Source organism: Paenibacillus sp. Y280, assembly GCF_056786335.1.
Map to the genome: position 1 here is coordinate 1 of NZ_JBXCIW010000013.1, position 15,820 is coordinate 15,820.

19 protein-coding genes are annotated in these 15,820 nt (G+C 37.7%); 15 read left to right on the forward strand and 4 right to left on the reverse strand.

All coding sequences use genetic code 11. The features are described 5' to 3' along the window. Nucleotides 1-124 precede the first annotated feature (124 nt). The 4 genes from AC1TPC_RS17085 to AC1TPC_RS17100 all read left to right on the forward strand — a co-directional run bounded on the left by AC1TPC_RS17085 (nt 125) and on the right by AC1TPC_RS17100 (nt 3,575). The gene (locus AC1TPC_RS17085; RefSeq protein ID WP_482068017.1) at nt 125-1,456 is read left to right on the forward strand and encodes a restriction endonuclease; all 1,332 of its coding nucleotides are present in this window, start codon (nt 125-127) and stop codon (nt 1,454-1,456) included. A gap of 459 nt (nt 1,457-1,915) precedes the next feature. Beyond that, complete coding sequence (locus AC1TPC_RS17090) at nt 1,916-2,251, forward strand: hypothetical protein (RefSeq protein ID WP_482068018.1); 336 nt, start codon at nt 1,916-1,918, stop codon at nt 2,249-2,251. Between the two features lie 42 nt (nt 2,252-2,293). After that, the gene (locus tag AC1TPC_RS17095) at nt 2,294-2,791 is read left to right on the forward strand and encodes a hypothetical protein (protein ID WP_482068019.1); all 498 of its coding nucleotides are present in this window, start codon (nt 2,294-2,296) and stop codon (nt 2,789-2,791) included. Nucleotides 2,792-2,897: 106 nt separating this feature from the next. Next, nucleotides 2,898-3,575: a hypothetical protein gene (locus tag AC1TPC_RS17100; protein ID WP_482068020.1), complete on the forward strand. Its 678-nt coding sequence runs from the start codon at nt 2,898-2,900 to the stop codon at nt 3,573-3,575. Nucleotides 3,576-3,638: 63 nt separating this feature from the next. Here AC1TPC_RS17100 and AC1TPC_RS17105 read toward each other — a convergent pair. Next, a protein-coding gene (locus AC1TPC_RS17105) for an IS3 family transposase (RefSeq protein WP_482068021.1) occupies nt 3,639-4,750 on the reverse strand; the annotation gives its coding sequence in 2 pieces (ribosomal slippage) (nt 3,639-4,504 and nt 4,504-4,750; 1,113 coding nt in all). 598 nt (nt 4,751-5,348) lie between these two features. Between AC1TPC_RS17105 and AC1TPC_RS17110 the strand changes: the two genes are divergently transcribed. The 4 genes from AC1TPC_RS17110 (at nt 5,349) to AC1TPC_RS17125 (ending at nt 7,448) form a co-directional block, all read left to right on the forward strand. Next, on the forward strand, nt 5,349-5,636 hold the full coding sequence (locus tag AC1TPC_RS17110) for a restriction endonuclease (RefSeq protein WP_482068022.1): 288 nt from the start codon (nt 5,349-5,351) through the stop codon (nt 5,634-5,636). Nucleotides 5,637-5,907: 271 nt separating this feature from the next. Next, nucleotides 5,908-6,372, forward strand: a complete 465-nt coding sequence (locus AC1TPC_RS17115; RefSeq protein ID WP_482068023.1) for a hypothetical protein — start codon at nt 5,908-5,910, stop codon at nt 6,370-6,372. Between the two features lie 151 nt (nt 6,373-6,523). After that, nucleotides 6,524-6,982: a YolD-like family protein gene (locus AC1TPC_RS17120; RefSeq protein WP_482068024.1), complete on the forward strand. Its 459-nt coding sequence runs from the start codon at nt 6,524-6,526 to the stop codon at nt 6,980-6,982. A gap of 226 nt (nt 6,983-7,208) precedes the next feature. Further along, entirely contained in the window at nt 7,209-7,448 is a 240-nt protein-coding gene (locus AC1TPC_RS17125; protein WP_482068025.1) for a hypothetical protein, read from the forward strand. A gap of 708 nt (nt 7,449-8,156) precedes the next feature. Here the strand turns inward: AC1TPC_RS17125 and AC1TPC_RS17130 are convergent. Then, nucleotides 8,157-8,507, reverse strand: a complete 351-nt coding sequence (locus tag AC1TPC_RS17130) for a hypothetical protein (RefSeq protein ID WP_482068026.1) — start codon at nt 8,505-8,507, stop codon at nt 8,157-8,159. Nucleotides 8,508-8,657: 150 nt separating this feature from the next. Here AC1TPC_RS17130 and AC1TPC_RS17135 point away from each other — a divergent pair, with 150 nt between their 5' ends. The 6 genes from AC1TPC_RS17135 (at nt 8,658) to AC1TPC_RS17160 (ending at nt 12,681) form a co-directional block, all read left to right on the forward strand. Next, nucleotides 8,658-9,005: a helix-turn-helix domain-containing protein gene (locus AC1TPC_RS17135; protein ID WP_482068027.1), complete on the forward strand. Its 348-nt coding sequence runs from the start codon at nt 8,658-8,660 to the stop codon at nt 9,003-9,005. 139 nt (nt 9,006-9,144) lie between these two features. Further along, nucleotides 9,145-9,387 carry an AbrB/MazE/SpoVT family DNA-binding domain-containing protein gene (locus tag AC1TPC_RS17140; RefSeq protein WP_482068028.1) on the forward strand — a complete coding sequence of 81 codons (243 nt, stop codon included), beginning with the start codon at nt 9,145-9,147 and terminating at the stop codon, nt 9,385-9,387. Between the two features lie 217 nt (nt 9,388-9,604). Then, the gene (locus tag AC1TPC_RS17145) at nt 9,605-10,003 is read left to right on the forward strand and encodes a hypothetical protein (RefSeq protein WP_482068029.1); all 399 of its coding nucleotides are present in this window, start codon (nt 9,605-9,607) and stop codon (nt 10,001-10,003) included. 510 nt (nt 10,004-10,513) lie between these two features. After that, on the forward strand, nt 10,514-10,882 hold the full coding sequence (locus tag AC1TPC_RS17150; protein WP_482068030.1) for a hypothetical protein: 369 nt from the start codon (nt 10,514-10,516) through the stop codon (nt 10,880-10,882). Nucleotides 10,883-11,136: 254 nt separating this feature from the next. After that, complete coding sequence (locus tag AC1TPC_RS17155; RefSeq protein WP_482068031.1) at nt 11,137-12,249, forward strand: site-specific integrase; 1,113 nt, start codon at nt 11,137-11,139, stop codon at nt 12,247-12,249. Between the two features lie 126 nt (nt 12,250-12,375). Beyond that, a complete protein-coding gene (locus AC1TPC_RS17160) occupies nt 12,376-12,681 on the forward strand; it encodes a YunC family protein (RefSeq protein ID WP_482068032.1) in 306 nt (101 codons plus the stop codon). 82 nt (nt 12,682-12,763) lie between these two features. Here AC1TPC_RS17160 and mtnA read toward each other — a convergent pair whose 3' ends face one another. Both mtnA and mtnK read right to left on the reverse strand, forming a co-directional pair. After that, nucleotides 12,764-13,816: an S-methyl-5-thioribose-1-phosphate isomerase gene (gene mtnA, locus AC1TPC_RS17165; protein WP_482068033.1), complete on the reverse strand. Its 1,053-nt coding sequence runs from the start codon at nt 13,814-13,816 to the stop codon at nt 12,764-12,766. A 25-nt stretch (nt 13,817-13,841) separates the two neighbouring features. Then, nucleotides 13,842-15,053, reverse strand: a complete 1,212-nt coding sequence (gene mtnK, locus AC1TPC_RS17170) for an S-methyl-5-thioribose kinase (protein ID WP_482068034.1) — start codon at nt 15,051-15,053, stop codon at nt 13,842-13,844. Between the two features lie 141 nt (nt 15,054-15,194). Between mtnK and AC1TPC_RS17175 the strand changes: the two genes are divergently transcribed. After that, nucleotides 15,195-15,779, forward strand: a complete 585-nt coding sequence (locus AC1TPC_RS17175; protein ID WP_482068035.1) for a DUF1802 family protein — start codon at nt 15,195-15,197, stop codon at nt 15,777-15,779. The last annotated feature ends 41 nt before the right edge of the window (nt 15,780-15,820 follow it).

A 15,820-nucleotide genomic window follows, 5' to 3' on the forward strand; every position in this document is an offset into this window, starting at 1 on the left:
GTTTTTGCAGAAAAATATGATTTATACCAACATTTCTCCCTCACCTCTAAGGTGTCAAAGTTGTAAATCTAAGAATGAGTGAGAAAACAGGAGAAAACATTACTTTATAGTGGGAGGACTTTCGTTGTACTTTATAAATCAAAAAGATGGTGTCGTACTTGCAGGATGTGAAAAGTGTGATAATGAAATTAATCTAAGAGTATATGCTTTTCTTCGTAGAGTGGATGATGAGTACATAGCTAACAGGGAGGTCGAATGTCAGCGCTGTAACTGGAAATCAAATAAAATAATTAATGTCTCATTAGGCTTACAAAAGAAAAACGAACTTGAAGTAATAAGAATGGAAGAAGAGAAAAAAATACGATTAGAGAACGAAAGAATAGCAAGCGAAGCAGAAATTGAAAACCGGCGAATACAGATAAAAGCGGAATTAAGGCCTTATGAAGAATTTAGAGATAACGTACTTAATTTATATACCCGATTACGGAATAATGAAGATGTCAAAAGCATTATTATAAATTTTATACAAACATTAACTACTAAATTATCAAGTATAGATGATTTGTCGATTTTTGAGAACTTGCTTCAACAGCATGTACCAATAGGTAAATTATTACTTAACGATATAATTGATTTAGAGGTCATTCAATTACAACAGAAAATGAATGCAGTTGATGATTATTCAAATAAATTTCTTCGCTTAGTGAAATTTATAAGCAATAGATATGGGGTGGAAACTGACGAAAACTCAATGTATCTTTCTTTATTGCTGATAAGGGATGAAGTCATGAGACAACAAGCGGAAATTTTTATTAATGAATTTGGTTCAAGATTCAATGGGATCAATAAATCGATTGATACATATGTTAAAGTTCTAGCTAAAAGCAATATGATTAATATAAATTCAAAGGTTCTATTGTATTCATTTACAAGTTTTTTAGCGTATGAAGGCATTGTTTCTAAAAACATTCCCAAAGAGTTGAAATTAGTACAAGAATTAATAAATGAACACTTTGAGGATAAAAGAACTGATGATTATGAAAAGTTGCTAATTGGCGGTACTTTAGAGAAGAAAGTTAAATTACTATACACCATTTCTGATGTGGATTTAATGACAGGACATGAATTTGAATACTTCGTTGCTGACTTATTTAGAAAGATGGGTTTTTCGACAATTGTAACAAAAGGGTCAGGAGATCAAGGTATCGACGTAATTGCAGAAAAAGATGATTGGAAATATGGAATTCAAGCAAAATGTTATTCAAGTAGTATTACCAATAAAGCAATTCAAGAAGTTGTCGCTGGATTAAACCATTATCAATTGAATAAAGGTATTGTTGTTGGTAATAACTATTTCACTTCATCAGCAGTAGAACTTGCAAATTCAAATGGTGTTCTATTGTGGGATAGGAATATCCTAAAAGATAAAATTCAAGAGTATTACAAAGAGTCTTAAATAATTGTTGAAATAAGAAAAAGCGATCTAGTTATTAGAGGCCACTCTTGCTACCCTTTGAAATTTTCCAGTTAATTTATAGTCATAAATTTTTTCTATGAAGCAACTGAACAAAGATGGGAACAAAGAGACAAGGGATCACAAATGGTATTCAAATGGTATTCTACTGGAGTAGTAGTAAATTGGTAAGAAGTTAAATCATTAAAAGAGGAGCTTTATTTAGCATCATCATTCGATGGTCTTTTTTTTTTGCAGATCAGTGCGTTATGAGCATATTCACTCGCATAAGACAGCAAACGAAGAGTAAAGCTGGTTTCAGGGCTTATGAGGCCTGTATTTGCTTAGGTGTGATGGTAAAGCTACAAACACATCTAGGCAACAATAGCGATAACGGTACAGACCGTAATCCCAGCATATGGTATAGTTTTAAAAATTGATGAAAATTAAGTGGGGTTTTAGATGGATAGTAAAGAGTATTCCATTTGGATTGAAGCAGAAGAATGGGCAGAAGGTGAATGGAATATACACGACGATAATACGGATGTAATAGTCACTTTTGAAGATGGTTCGAGGTGGATTGCTTCATGTTTTACATACAAGAATATATATACACTTGCCGAAAAAAATAGAAATACTGGAGAGTGTTTATATGGTAAGTATTATTGCGGGAGTGACATGCTGCTTGTGGATGAATGCAGTCGTCATCGTATAGAAGAAGTGATTGAACATCTAATAACCATTGGTGATTTTGAAACGATTTTTGATAAGTGTGAAGAATTTAATCTGTTTGAATGAAAGCACGATTTTATAGGATGTAAACGTATAGGAGAATGAAAAATGGAAACAATTGATGAAATCTTTGAGAGTATCAAAAAAATCACTTGGTTCAATAATGTTGGTAACCCTGTACAAGTAAGTGATTTCCCTATGGTGAGAGTACATACGTGGCAAGAAGCAAAAAATTATTATAGTGAATATGTTTGGGAAAAAACTACTCTTGAAGCAAGCAATATTCTTACTTCGTTTTTACACGATAAATTTCAAAGACAATATAATGAATGGAATGCTGTGGCTACGTATGCAAAGACTCTTTTGGTTGATAAGATACGTCCCATGATTATAAATTTTCAGAACGAATATTCGCTTGACCAGACTTTTGTAGATTGCATCGAGTGGGATTTGGTAAATGCCATGCTTGAATACCATTACTCAATAATTTGCAAGCATCAGAGATTTCCTTATTTCTTTAAGAAACTGTTGGATATTTATGATTCAGGCAATTTTCCTTGTGGTTGGGAAGGAGAATACCCAAACGGAAAATTGATTGTGTTTTGATATTCCTTAGATAAAACATGGATTTTGTTGAGCTAAATGGTGGTAATAAATTGTTACTTTTGATTTGCTTATATAAAGAACATATATCAAAAGGGGTGTTAAGAAATTGTCATATGTCTATGGCGAACATTGGCGTGGCATCAAAGGTTACAGGGTTGTAGAGGGTGAAGATACCTACAACCATCGTTTTGGTGGTCAAGATTGGAAGTTTCCAAATTGCCCATTGTGTAGGGGAAATATTCAGCAGATTTTTTGCTTTGATTTGAATGATTCAAGATTAATTGAATTGAAAGCTAGCGGCCTAGATGAACTACCCCTAGTTTCATGTCTAAACTGTTCAATGATATGGGATCAACAGATTTTTAGGTTCAATATAAAAGACAAATCGATTGAAGCTTTAAATCAAGATAATTTGCATGATTGGATAACTAATGATGAAGATAAATTACCAGTTCCACTTCCGCATACAAAGGTGAAATTAGTTGATTTAACAATTAACGATATACCAACTGATGAAGAAAGCTACGACAGAGCTTGTAACTTGTTCGGAACTAAATATATTAGCAGACTATTAGGATCACCTTTATATCTTGAGAAACCCAATGAAATGATTTGTCCGCGTTGCAATAAGCAGATGAAGTATGTCGCAACTATTACGGAGGAATCATATAAAACATATAGAGAACTGATTTCAGTTGTTGATTTTAAACTTGGTGAAATGTATTTATATTTTTACTTTTGTAGTGATTGCTTAACTTTAAAGACAATGATTCAAGGTACTTAGGTTGGTAAAGCATCATCCATTCGATGGTGCTTTTTGGATTGTCAACACAAAACTGAACAAAAATTATAAGGACACTTTTCTAGCTTGTACAGGTGTACGGTAATCCAGCGTTCCATGAATGCGATGATGGTTAAACCAGTTAACATAATCTCGCAGTTCTACAGCAAGCTGCTCTCCTGTTAGAAAATAAGTCTGGTTGGCAAATTCGGTCTTGAACGATTTGAAGGTGGCTTCTGCGACAGCATTGTCATAAGGGCAGCCTTTCCTGCTAAGAGAGCGTTTGACGTTAAACGTGGCTAGCGCTTCTGAAATGAGCTTGTTGTCAAATTCTTTCCCTCGGTCTGTATGAAACATTTTTACACGATCTAGACGGACGGAGAGGCTAGCGATTGCTCTGTACACCAGTTCGGCTGTCTTTTCAGGTCCGCTGCTAAAGCCAATCATTTCGCGGTTAAAGAGGTCAACAAACAAACACACGTAGTGCCATTTGCCTGCCACTCTTACGTAGGTCAGATCACTGACTACAACAGCAAAAGGCTCATCTTGCTTGAACACTCGTCCCAACTTATTCTTTACCTTAGACTCGTTCACATCACTTTTAAAAGGCTTGTATTGCGCCACCGTGTAGGTTGAAACCAGTCCGTGTTTGTTCATGATACGGGCGATTTTACGCCGTGAGATTTGATATTCTTTTTTTTGTAGTTCGAATTTTATTTTTCGCGTACCATAGTTATTTCGACTAGCTGTAAAGATATCCACAACCGCCTGTTCATGTTTCTGCTCTTCTTCATTCTCTGCAGGTTCTGGCTTATAGTAATAGGTGCTTCGAGGCAATTGCAGGACTTCGCACATTGCTGATACCGAGTACTTGTGAGTGTTCTGACGGATCACATTTACTTTCGTCCCATGATCAGAGCGGCTTGCTTTAAAATGTCGTTCTCCATCTTAAGACGTTGATTTTCTTTGCGTAAAGCAAGAAGTTCGTTCTCCTCATCTGTACGATTATCTTTTTCTTTGAATGAGCCTGTATTCTGACCTTGTGCAATCCAACGTTCAAAAGCAGAAGCATTCAGATCATATTCTCTAACGATGCTCGCCCTGGATTTTCCACTCTCGTAAAGCTGGACCATTTGCTTCTTAAACTCAGGTGTAAATGTACGTCGTGGCTTTGGCATAGTAGATTCGCTCCTTTATCTGTTCCCTTCATTCTACTAGCCCTTATTTTTTCTGTCTAACTAAGTGTAGACGATCCATTTTCTTATGAGTATGAGAGTGTCTGGAAAGCCTATGAAACGAACAACCTCTATTCCGTTTCGACAAACCATGGTAAGATTTAACTATTAATTCATTGGGTAGTAGATCGAATGTCCTAATCCTATTTAATGAAGTATAAAGTTGAAATGGAGGTTTCTTTTGTGATTGGTTACATAGTATTCGCACTAATTATCGGCTTATGTGTGGTAGCTGTTGTTGGGTTTATATTCAAAGATAAAACGAAAATAGGAGTATTAGTCAGCCTATTGAAGAGAATTACGACCTAAAAGCAATTGATATTACAGATATTGATAAGATGGAAGACGGCTCTGAGTTTGAAATGTAACTATACCGGCTTCTGATTGAGTTGGGCTAATCAGGAGTGTATAAGACAACAAACAGGAGAGGTTTTGGAGCAGATGTTGTATTTACTGATCGAGAGGGTATAAGGAATGTGGTAAGGCTAAGCGTTGCTCTGATCCTGTTGGTATTAGCGCTGTGCAGGAAGTATTTTCTTGTATGCGTTATTACAAAGCTAAGAAGGCTATTGTGATTGCAACAGCCAAATTCACAGAGCAATGTGAAACCTTAGCAGGAGTCAATCATGTGAAGCTGCTTGATAGAGCTGATTTGATAAAAATTATTGAAGCGTATAAGGAAGACGATATACGAACGGCTAAGGATATGATTGAAGTAGAGCCAAGGATGAACTTGGAGTCATGGAGCGAAGCTAACAGCACTGTGCTGCACGAGATTAGAAAGGACTATAAGGCAGAGAAGTATGTGAAGTCTGTTATGGGAAAGTAACAAATACTTTATAGAAAGTTTGAATTTAACAGAGGGATATTATACAGAGGAGTTTGATCTGGATTTTAAGCTTTTTAAGTTGCTTCTTCAAATCCTAATTTTTAATTTAGCAGGAAGATAAATTGTTTTACTAACTGATAAGCATAGAATAGGGGAGTTTCATATTAAGGTCACTTTCGATACAAATATAATAATTGATCTTCTTGAGAAAAGAGAAAATGAAATCTACGCAAGAAAAATTAAAGAACTTCATGATACAGGTAATATTGAATTGAATATGGCAGCTACTTCAGCCAGTGAAAAACAAAAAGATGGAATAGAAATAAACGATCTAGATAGTTTTATGCAGACCATCAATAAGATTGGTTTTGAAAATGTTACATTGCTGAATCCATTGTTTTATTGGGATATTTCTTTTTGGAATCACTGTATATGGGCTTCCGAAGATTCGGCTAACTTAGAAAAGTCCATTTTTGAGATTCTGTTTCCAACAACGCCGTATAAGATTTCGGAATATCGGAGTTTGAATGGTATATCTGAACAAATTACACCAATTGAATGGAAAAATAAATTATTTGATGCTCAAATATTATGGTGTCATATTCATTATGATGGAGATATTTTCGTAACAGGAGACAAGAACTTTCATAAACAAACAAAGAAGCCACGACTAATTGGTCTTGGTGCTAAAAAAATTATGTATCCCAAAGAAGCCTGTGAGTACTTGTTATCCTAGAAGCAATGGTTGAAAAGTAAAGGGAAGTTTAATAGATGGTAAATGATGTACCCTACCCTTAAAAAGTACATCGAAAGTCACTTCTTGACCGTTGAAATAGAACATTTGTTCACATGTAATAGTAGCATTAAAAATGTGGGACGGTGTTCGAATGGCGACAGGATCACGTAAAAAGCTTGAGGGAAATGGAATGTGGGAAAGTAGCCGTATGATGTTGCCTGAGCATAAAATAGCTATTAATGAATGGAGTCGTGACATTCAAAAGCTCCAACGTATTTATCTTGATGAGCAGGAGTGGGAGGATATTTCTCGTGTAATTATCGAGTCTATGGAGCTGCGAAGGGAAATCAGTCTTAAAATGTATCATGAGTTCGAAGAACTTGTGGTAATTGGTATAGTGGATCGTGTTGACCAGTTGAAGGGAAGCTTTATGGTTGAAGGAGAATGGTTTGCTATTAGAGACATCGAGGGTGCTACCGTTGATAAGCAACTGAAGCACTTATTAAGCCGGAATAAAGGCTACCTAAGAACCAGTTGTTCTGCATTAGAATCGCAAGGTAGGGGAGTGCAGGAATCGAACCTACACCAGTGGCACACTAAATGTGATTGATTCGCATATTTCTAGGGCTTTGCTGACTACTTCAAAATTGATCCAGCAAAAGCAAGGAGAGCTATTTAAAGTAGCAATTGCGTTACCTGATAATGACGGTCATAGAAAGGTCATAAGTCAGATTCGGACTGTATTGGAGAGACTAGAGATTGTTGTGATCTGGGTGAGTATAGATCGTGTTGAAGTGGAATTTTTAAAGTTATACTAGTTGGAGGTGAAGCCAATTATGGAGGTATTATTAACTTATCACACTAAACAACGGATCGCTGAACAAAAGATGAATGAAAGACAAATTATCGAAGAGATCAAGATAATGCCGCCTGTTAAAAGTCGAATGCGTTGGATACTGAAAAGTGGAGATATAGCAATCGTTGCTCCGACAGGCCCTAATAAACGAACTGTTATTACAATTATCTCAATAAAGAAATATAAGTCAGGTACAAATAAAGGTGCAAGAACTTTTTAAGAAACCGCATAAGCCGATACATATAGAATAAAAATGGGTTGCAGTTTTCTATATAAGTATCTATATAGGTATGTGTGTAATGCTGCCAATCATAGTATTAAACATGAAAAGAAGACAGCTGTTGTAGCTGCCTTCTTTTGTTTATGTATGATAAGATCACTTACTTGTTGATTTTGCTAATTAAAATTCATTAACTCCCTTGTCGAATACTTTCTTCGTCAATTTCTTTCTGTATTTCTTCATTTTCTATTTCCATTTGCGCATAAATTCTATCTCGTTCTAATTCTGGAAAGCACTTATGGTAAAATCTGTAACTCGCTTCGTAAAAGTTTTTCATTTCCTTAAAATGATGAGCGTAGAGTTCATACGAAGTTTCAACAATCTTTTGATAAGAGCTGTGTGAAATTAACCATTGAATAGATAAGTTTGCATCAGGACAAATATTTAAATATAGCTCAGGTGCGAGGTTTTCTTTTCTAAACTTATAGCAAAAAATTTCTTCATTTGACTTAAGACCTCCATACTTGCTTTTAAATTGCTCTATTAGTATTTTTTATCGTTTAACTTCTGATTTAATTGACATATTTCACCTCATGAAAAATTTGATAATAGAAGTCTTTATTCATGGATTATTCATTTACTAACTTACTTATGATTGATCGTTCTCTACAAGGCAGAAATGCTATTTCGCAGAATCCTAATTTCAACTTAGTGGTGTGACTGTGAGGTCTTAATAATTTTAAAATCAGTGTATAATTCGTTCTCATGCCCATGTTGTTTCGTAAAATTACAGAAATACTCGTAATATGAAAGCATATCATTGTAATTTTGCTCATACAGCTCAAGGGGAGTCTTAGCTAATTTATCACTTGAGCTATGTAGGATTAACCATTGAATAGATGGTTTCGTATCAGGACATATGGACAAATAATTCACAGGATCAAGATTATCTGCTTCAGTGTATCTATAGGAGTTAAGATAACCGATAGATTTCATGTCGCGATAATATTTTTTGAAATCTTCAATTATAGCTTGTTTTTTTTCTGGAAATATTGCCAAAGCGTTCAGCCCCTTTATTCAACTAAGTACAATTTATTAATATTATATCACATTTGTTCCTATGTAGAACATTTGTGATTTTATGATCTAAAATTCAGTGTTAGAGATGGCATCAATTTACTACACTCATTATGAGGTAGGTGTTGATGAATGAATAACCCTGAAACGCTTTTAAAGCTAGTTGGAAGTCGAATAAGAGAAGTCAGAAAGTTGTCCGGCTTATCGCAAGAAGCATTAGGAGAGAAAGCCGGTCTTTCATATTCATATATAGGTAGAATGGAAAATGGACATAAGAATATTTCTTTGTTGAATCTCGCTAAGATAGCAAATGTCCTTAACGTTAGTGTTCATGAATTTTTTTCGAATGTATCAGATTATGAAACATTATCTGAAAATGATAAATTAAAAAAGGAAATTTATCTGTTGCTTAATGAGCAGGATGGTGACGCACTACTACTTGCTAAAAATATCCTTAAGGAATTGTTTAAACATAAATAGCAAGAAAATTAGATCGACTGTAGTCGGTCTTTTTTTGTTTACATAGTGATTGAAAGGAAATGGGGCATTTGTCTAGAATGGTTACGATAGTAGAACTCAGTTAAGACTTTAAATAAACATGTTAAGGAGTTGGTTGGATATGAACATCTCTACTATTAAAGAGATTGGTACTGAACTTGTCTGTGTCTTGCCACAGGACATTGTTGAGAAGCGGGGTGTTAAAGCTGGGGATCAGTATAGAGTCAGCTTGAATGAGGAAGGTAATATCGTTCTAAGCCTTCTAAACGCTCCAGATGCAAATATAAGACCAGAAGTGGTAAAGGTTGCTAAACAGATTATGGATAGGTTTAACGAGACGTTAAAGAGCTTGAAGGGGAGCTAGGAGCTATCTTCAAAGCGTTTTTATTGACATCTGTTATTATTAATTATAGTGTTACTGTTTTAGCACCCTCCTCAGGGTGCTTTTTCTTTTGAATGCATACGTGACTTTTGGATCACTAATTTAATAATTTCCCTTATGCGACATAGTTCGACATACCTATATGACTTTTCATGTTATTATCAAGTGAAAAATTTGAAGATGAGTCGGTGAGAATAATATGAAATTAATTAATGAATCATTCAAATACTACTTAGTTTCTTGCGAAAAGTGCAGTAAAGAAAATAAAGTTCTTAAAATCTATTGTCAAAGTAAAGAATTCGGTTATAAATCAAATGTAGTCATCATGTGTGCTTGTGGAGAAGCATCAAATATCATTAAAAAACCAGTTAATAAAGAGATATTCCAAGATATCGATAATTCATCTAATGAATTAAAATGTCCTAAATGTAAATCAAGTCAACTAACCGCAGGGAATAAAGGCTTTAGTCTAGGCAAGGCTGCTGTTGGTGGAGTCTTATTGGGTGGAGTTGGATTGCTAGGAGGAATGATTGGAAGTAAGAAAATAATGGTTGGTTGTATGAATTGTGGAAACAAATGGGAAGCAGGATCAATATAAAACAAATGCAAGAACCTGAATGGGGAGAATATTAAAATGGCTTCAAAGATTTGCAAAAATTGTGGTGAAAATAATAGTGAGAATGCTTTCATATGTATTCAATGCAGCACTTCACTTAAGGACTCTAGTCTGGTTGGAACACCTAATTCATTAAAAACATTTGAAAAGGAACGAAATCACATTGTAATGAAAAATTAAGTGCAAATGAATCTAAGTGTAAATATTGCGGAACAGTCTATACAAAGAAATCAGATAAAAGATATTATGTATCGAATTCTAATTCAGGTAGTGAATATGGATGTGCCACATTCTTGCTTTATTTAATTACATTCTTTATTCCACTTGTAGGCTTGATCGTAGGTGGAGTATTCGCTTTTAATGATGATCCAGAAAAGCAAAGCATTGGAAAAGGTTTAATGATATTCGGATTAATAATGATTGTTGTAAGTGTAATTTTATATTCATTGATATTGTAATAATATTATCTTAGTTTGAGGGCTGTGTTAGAGTATGAAATACTTTGCTGAAGATAATCAACACATCAAGGTTGATTGTACTAATTGCGGTAAAGTTTCAAATGTAGAAAGAGAAAATTGCATTGAAATTTTTAATGGTTATGACGCAGTAAATCCTATTGTCTGTAAATGTGGGTACATTTCCAATAAAATAAAAGGTAAGAAAAAAGATACGAGGCTTAGATGCTCAAAATGTAGGTCAGAGCAGATAACTTCAGGAACAAAAGGGTTTGGATTAGGCAAAGCCGCTGCTGGTGGTTTGTTACTTGGGCCAGTTGGCTTGTTAGGTGGAGTAATCGGAAGCAAGAAGGTTATGGTTTCATGTTTGATGTGTGGTCACAAGTGGGAAGCAGGAAAGTCTTAGAATGAGTTGGGGAATGTAAATGGTCTTTTGCAATAAATGTGGTCATAAACTACCGGACAATTCTATATGCAAGGTGAAATTACGATGAAAATCGAAGATTAGTAATGACTATTAAATAAAGCGTAAAAGCCATATAGGATATCATCCTGTATGGCTTTTTATATCGAAACAGATATATGATAAAATTAGATTATTACAATCACAATCTCGACTCCATTTTTGCTAACTGGTCATTACAAAATGGAGGAAATAAAATGGCAGAACCAACACAGAACAAAGAAACTAAGAAATGGGAATTTGTTTTTGATTACTATGAAAAAGGTAAAAGAAAGCAGGTTAGGCGAAAAGGATTTAAAAGCAAAAGAGAAGCATATGACATGCTTATTACACTTCAAAAGGAAGTACAGGAAAATGAGTATGTAAGTACAAATAAAACTACAGTCGGAGCATTTATTCAAAAGTGGTTAGAAACTGAACGGAAATTTGAGTGTGAAGCAACGACACATTACAACAACTCTCTTTATTTGAAGAATCATATAATACCTAGACTAGGTGAATTACAATTACAAAAATTGGACGCTCAAACTTGCCAAGACTTTGTAAATGAAATGCATGTAAAAGGTTATGCTAGAAACAGTATCGATAGAGTTATTACAATGATGAAAATTGCTTTTGATCGGGCTGTAGTGTACAAAATTTTGAAAGAAAACTGTATGCGGAAAGTTAAACTTCCCAAAATGATTAAAAAGGAAATGACAGTGTGGACATCAGAACAAGTAAAGACGTTTCTACAATACACGAAAAACAAAAGGCATTACTGTGCTTATGCTCTTGCTTTATTTACTGGCATGAGACAAGGGGAGATACTTGGATTAAGGTGGAAGGACATTGACTTTAAGCAAAAGAATCTTTCCATTAATCAAACTCTAGTTCGTTATGGTAAAGAAATTAAACAAGGAGCAAAAACCAAATCGGGTGTCAGAACTATATCTTTACCGAATCAACTTATTGAAATCTTATTGAAGCAGAGGAAAGAATTCGACGAATTGAAAAGTAAGTTTGGTGAAGATTTTGTTGACATGGATTTGGTGATATTCAATTTGAGAAACGGTTGTACAGTTTTTCCAGTAAATTTATCAAATTCTTATAGAAGAGATGTTAAACGATCTGGCTTACCACATATACCTTTTCATGGAATGCGACACACTCATGCCACAATGCTTATCGAAAAAAATGTAAATGTGAAACTTATTTCTGAGCGGCTTGGTCATTCGAAGATTGGGATTACGTTGGATACGTATAGCCATGTGACACCTAATATGCAACAAGGGCTGGCAGAGCAGATAGATTCATTTATAATTTTGTGACCGCATTTGTGATTTCCCCCTTCAATCATCATTTTAATGAGCATTTATCCAACACTGTAAAAAAAATTTTGCATATAATGATGAAGCAATGCCTCTTATTCATGAACCGAAGGGGGTGGATCCTATATGATGCGAATGGTTCCTTTTACACTGGAGAATGGGGAAACCGTTCTTGGCGTTGAAGTGAAGCTGCCCAAAACAACTTTGCTCGCCATTATGACGGACAAAGGATATATTATGTGCGGTGCGCTTGATGTCTCTCTGTTGAATGAGAAGCTTAAGGACAGGGAAATTTTGGCCGGCCGTGCTGTTGGCGTACGAACGCTGGAGGAACTGATGGCTGCCCCATTGGAATCAGTCACCCACACAGCAGAGGCAAAGGGCATCGTAGTTGGAATGACGGGCTCGGAAGCATTAAAGCTAATGGTATAAAAGAACGAAATAAAGCCCTAATCAGTTTTGCGGCAATTTGGTTGCCACGTGCTTCTGATCAGGGCTTTCACTTGTTTCTTATTTATTCGAAAAGCTTGCGCAGATTGACATCGTATGGAGCTTGCACGATACCTTTTTCAGTAATAATCGCTGTTACATATTCATTTGGCGTTACGTCGAAGGCCGGATTGTATACCTTGATCCCTTGCGGAGCGGTACGTTTGCCGAAGCCTTCCGTTATTTCTTCCGCATTGCGTTCTTCGATCGGAATTTCTGCGCCGGTAGGCGTCCCCAAATCGATTGTTGACAGCGGGCTTGCCACATAGAATGGAATGCCGTGAGCCTTCGCCAGGACAGCAACGCTGTAGGTTCCGATTTTGTTGGCGACATCGCCGTTTGCGGCAACGCGGTCGGTGCCGACGATAACCGCATCGACCCAGCCTTTAGCCATAATCATACCCGCCATATTATCGCAAATGAGCGTCACATCTACGCCAGCCTGCTGTAATTCAAATGCAGTCAATCGAGCTCCTTGCAGGACAGGTCGAGTCTCATCCGCGTATACGCGAAGCGTAATGCCGCGCTCAAGAGCTAGGTAGAACGGTGCAAGCGCCGTGCCGTATTTGGCAGTCGCGAGACCGCCGGCATTGCAGTGTGTAAGCACGCCCATATCATCCTTGAACAGCGAGAGTGCATGCTCGCCGATCAATCGGTTCGTCTCTTCATCTTCACTTTGAATAGCAATTGCTTCCGTTAACAAAGCGGCTTTGCTCTCTTCAAGAGACAAGCCCTGCTCAATGAGAGCAGCGGCAGCGGCCTTCATGCGATCAAGCGCCCAGAACAGGTTAACCGCGGTAGGCCGCGATGTAGCCAAGTACTCTGCTTGTTTGCGCACTTGCGCGAGCCAACCGTCCAGTGACTGCTCATCGCGGCTGCCGAGAACGACTCCGTATGCGGCAGAAATTCCGATAGCCGGTGCTCCGCGAACTTTTAGATGGCGAATGGCTTCCCATACATCCTCTGCCGTAGTTAAAGGCAAATATACGATTTCCTCAGGCAGCAGCCGTTGGTCTAGCAAATCGAGCCTGCCTTCGGTCCAAATAATCGATTGCAAGCCAGCGTAATTTGTTGTCATGATGTTAATTCCTCTCTATCTTCACTCATTTGCTTGCTGCCGTTAAGGCAGCATCGATTACTTCTTCAATGGACTGCGCCTTGCGGTTGATGCGAATAAGCGATGTTCCAATCTCAAGCGCTAATCGTTGTGCCCGCTCGCGAGCGGCTGCATCTGGAATGCGGTCAATGTCAACGACATGCGATAAACCGACGATGCGGCGAACGATTTTGCAGCCGGCAAAGCCGATAGCATCTTGAAGCAAGCGATTCATGTAATAGTCCTGATAGGCTGGCGTAGAAGAAGCAATGCGGTCTAACCCTTGCTCATTCCATAATGCACGGAACTTTTGATCAAATAATTGCCATACATCGCGTACAGTGTCCGTTAAATAACGGCGGAAGTCGCTGCGCTTGTCCGAATCGGCAATCCAATGCTCTTGGCCGGCAAAATTAAGGAGCAGGTTCGCGATAACCGCGCCGATATCGAAGCCGATTGGCCCGTAGTAGGCAAATTCAGGATCGATGACCTTTGTGGATTCCGGCGTTACAAATACACTACCCGTATGAAGGTCTCCATGAAGCAGCGCTTGTGCGTTCGTCAAAAATTTGTCGCGCAGTATAGCCACTTCCAAATGAAGCTCTTGATCCTGCCATAGCGCTTCAGCAGCGTCCCGTATAGCTGGATCAAAGCTGTTGTTTGGCGAGTCCGTATAAGGGTCGTCAAAAATAAGGTCTTCCGTTATTTTGCACAGCTCCGGATTAATAAAGGCTTTCACGCGAAGCTTCTTTTCCTGCTGGTTCAGCCCGAGATCGGAGGTGAAAAATAACGTGCGGGCGATAAACGTAGAAATATCGTCCGCAAATTTCGGATAGCGTGTCCCGCCGATCAGCCCTTGCCGCATAATAATATGATCGCTAAGATCCTCCATGATCGTAAGGTAGAGCTCTGGGTCATACTTGTAAACAGCAGGAACGAGACCAGGAGCAAGCTCGCCCTCCAAAATAAGCTTCTCGCTCTCGATACGCGCGCGATCAAGCGTAAGCGGCCACGACTCACCTACAACTTTAGCATAAGGCAAGGCTTGCTTCATAATCAGGCTTTTGCCGCTGGCAGAGTCAGTGATGTGGAAAACCAAATTTAAATTGCCGTCGCCAATTTCACGACTCGTTAAAGTAGCACCCTCCGGGAAAAACCCGTCAAGCGAAAGCGCTATTTGAACGGCTTCTTGTTCAGTTAATGGATGATATGCAGACATGGCTGTCCACCTCCGGTTCATAGTAGTTGGGCAGCAATGCCCAGTATTCATCTCAACATAGTATAATGGATATTATTTCGCCTTGGAATACCTTCGTTTGATATAATGTTATCAATTATAGACAAGTTGGATGGAGGAAGCATGATGACATCATCAAATAAGGAACAGCCAATCGCTTTGAAGGAGTGGGCTGTAAGCGTAAAGGCGCTAGCAGAAGGGAAGCAAATTATCGTAATGCGCAAAGGCGGGATCATTGAAGAAACGCGTGATTTTCAATTGATCAGCCCGAACTTCTATTTAATGCCCGCTTACGAGCACCAGAAAAAGCATCTATTGAAGGAACAATTCGCCGATGATATGGACGAGACACTTGCGGATTGGTCATTGGAATTGGAGACGATCAAGCTTGAATCGTATGCCGAGGTCATCCTAGACATTGAAATAACCGATCAGGAAACGCTGGATCGTTTGCGCGATTTGCATATATGGACGGATACATTTGCCGAGGAAAGATTGCGATGGAAGCGAACCAAGCCGCTTCATGTATTGCTTCTTCGAGTATACCGCTTGGCGGAGCCAATAGAAATACCTATGCGTGCTGCTTATAACGGATGCAAATCTTGGGTAAGACTGGAAGATGAGTTTGCTGTTCCTGCGCTGATCCCTGTACTGGATGCGGAGAAATTTGAAGCTGAGGTTCAGAAAATCAAGCTGGCACTTGCATAATTCAAAGCTTTGGTGAACATGCGACCCTGCATCTAGATTAG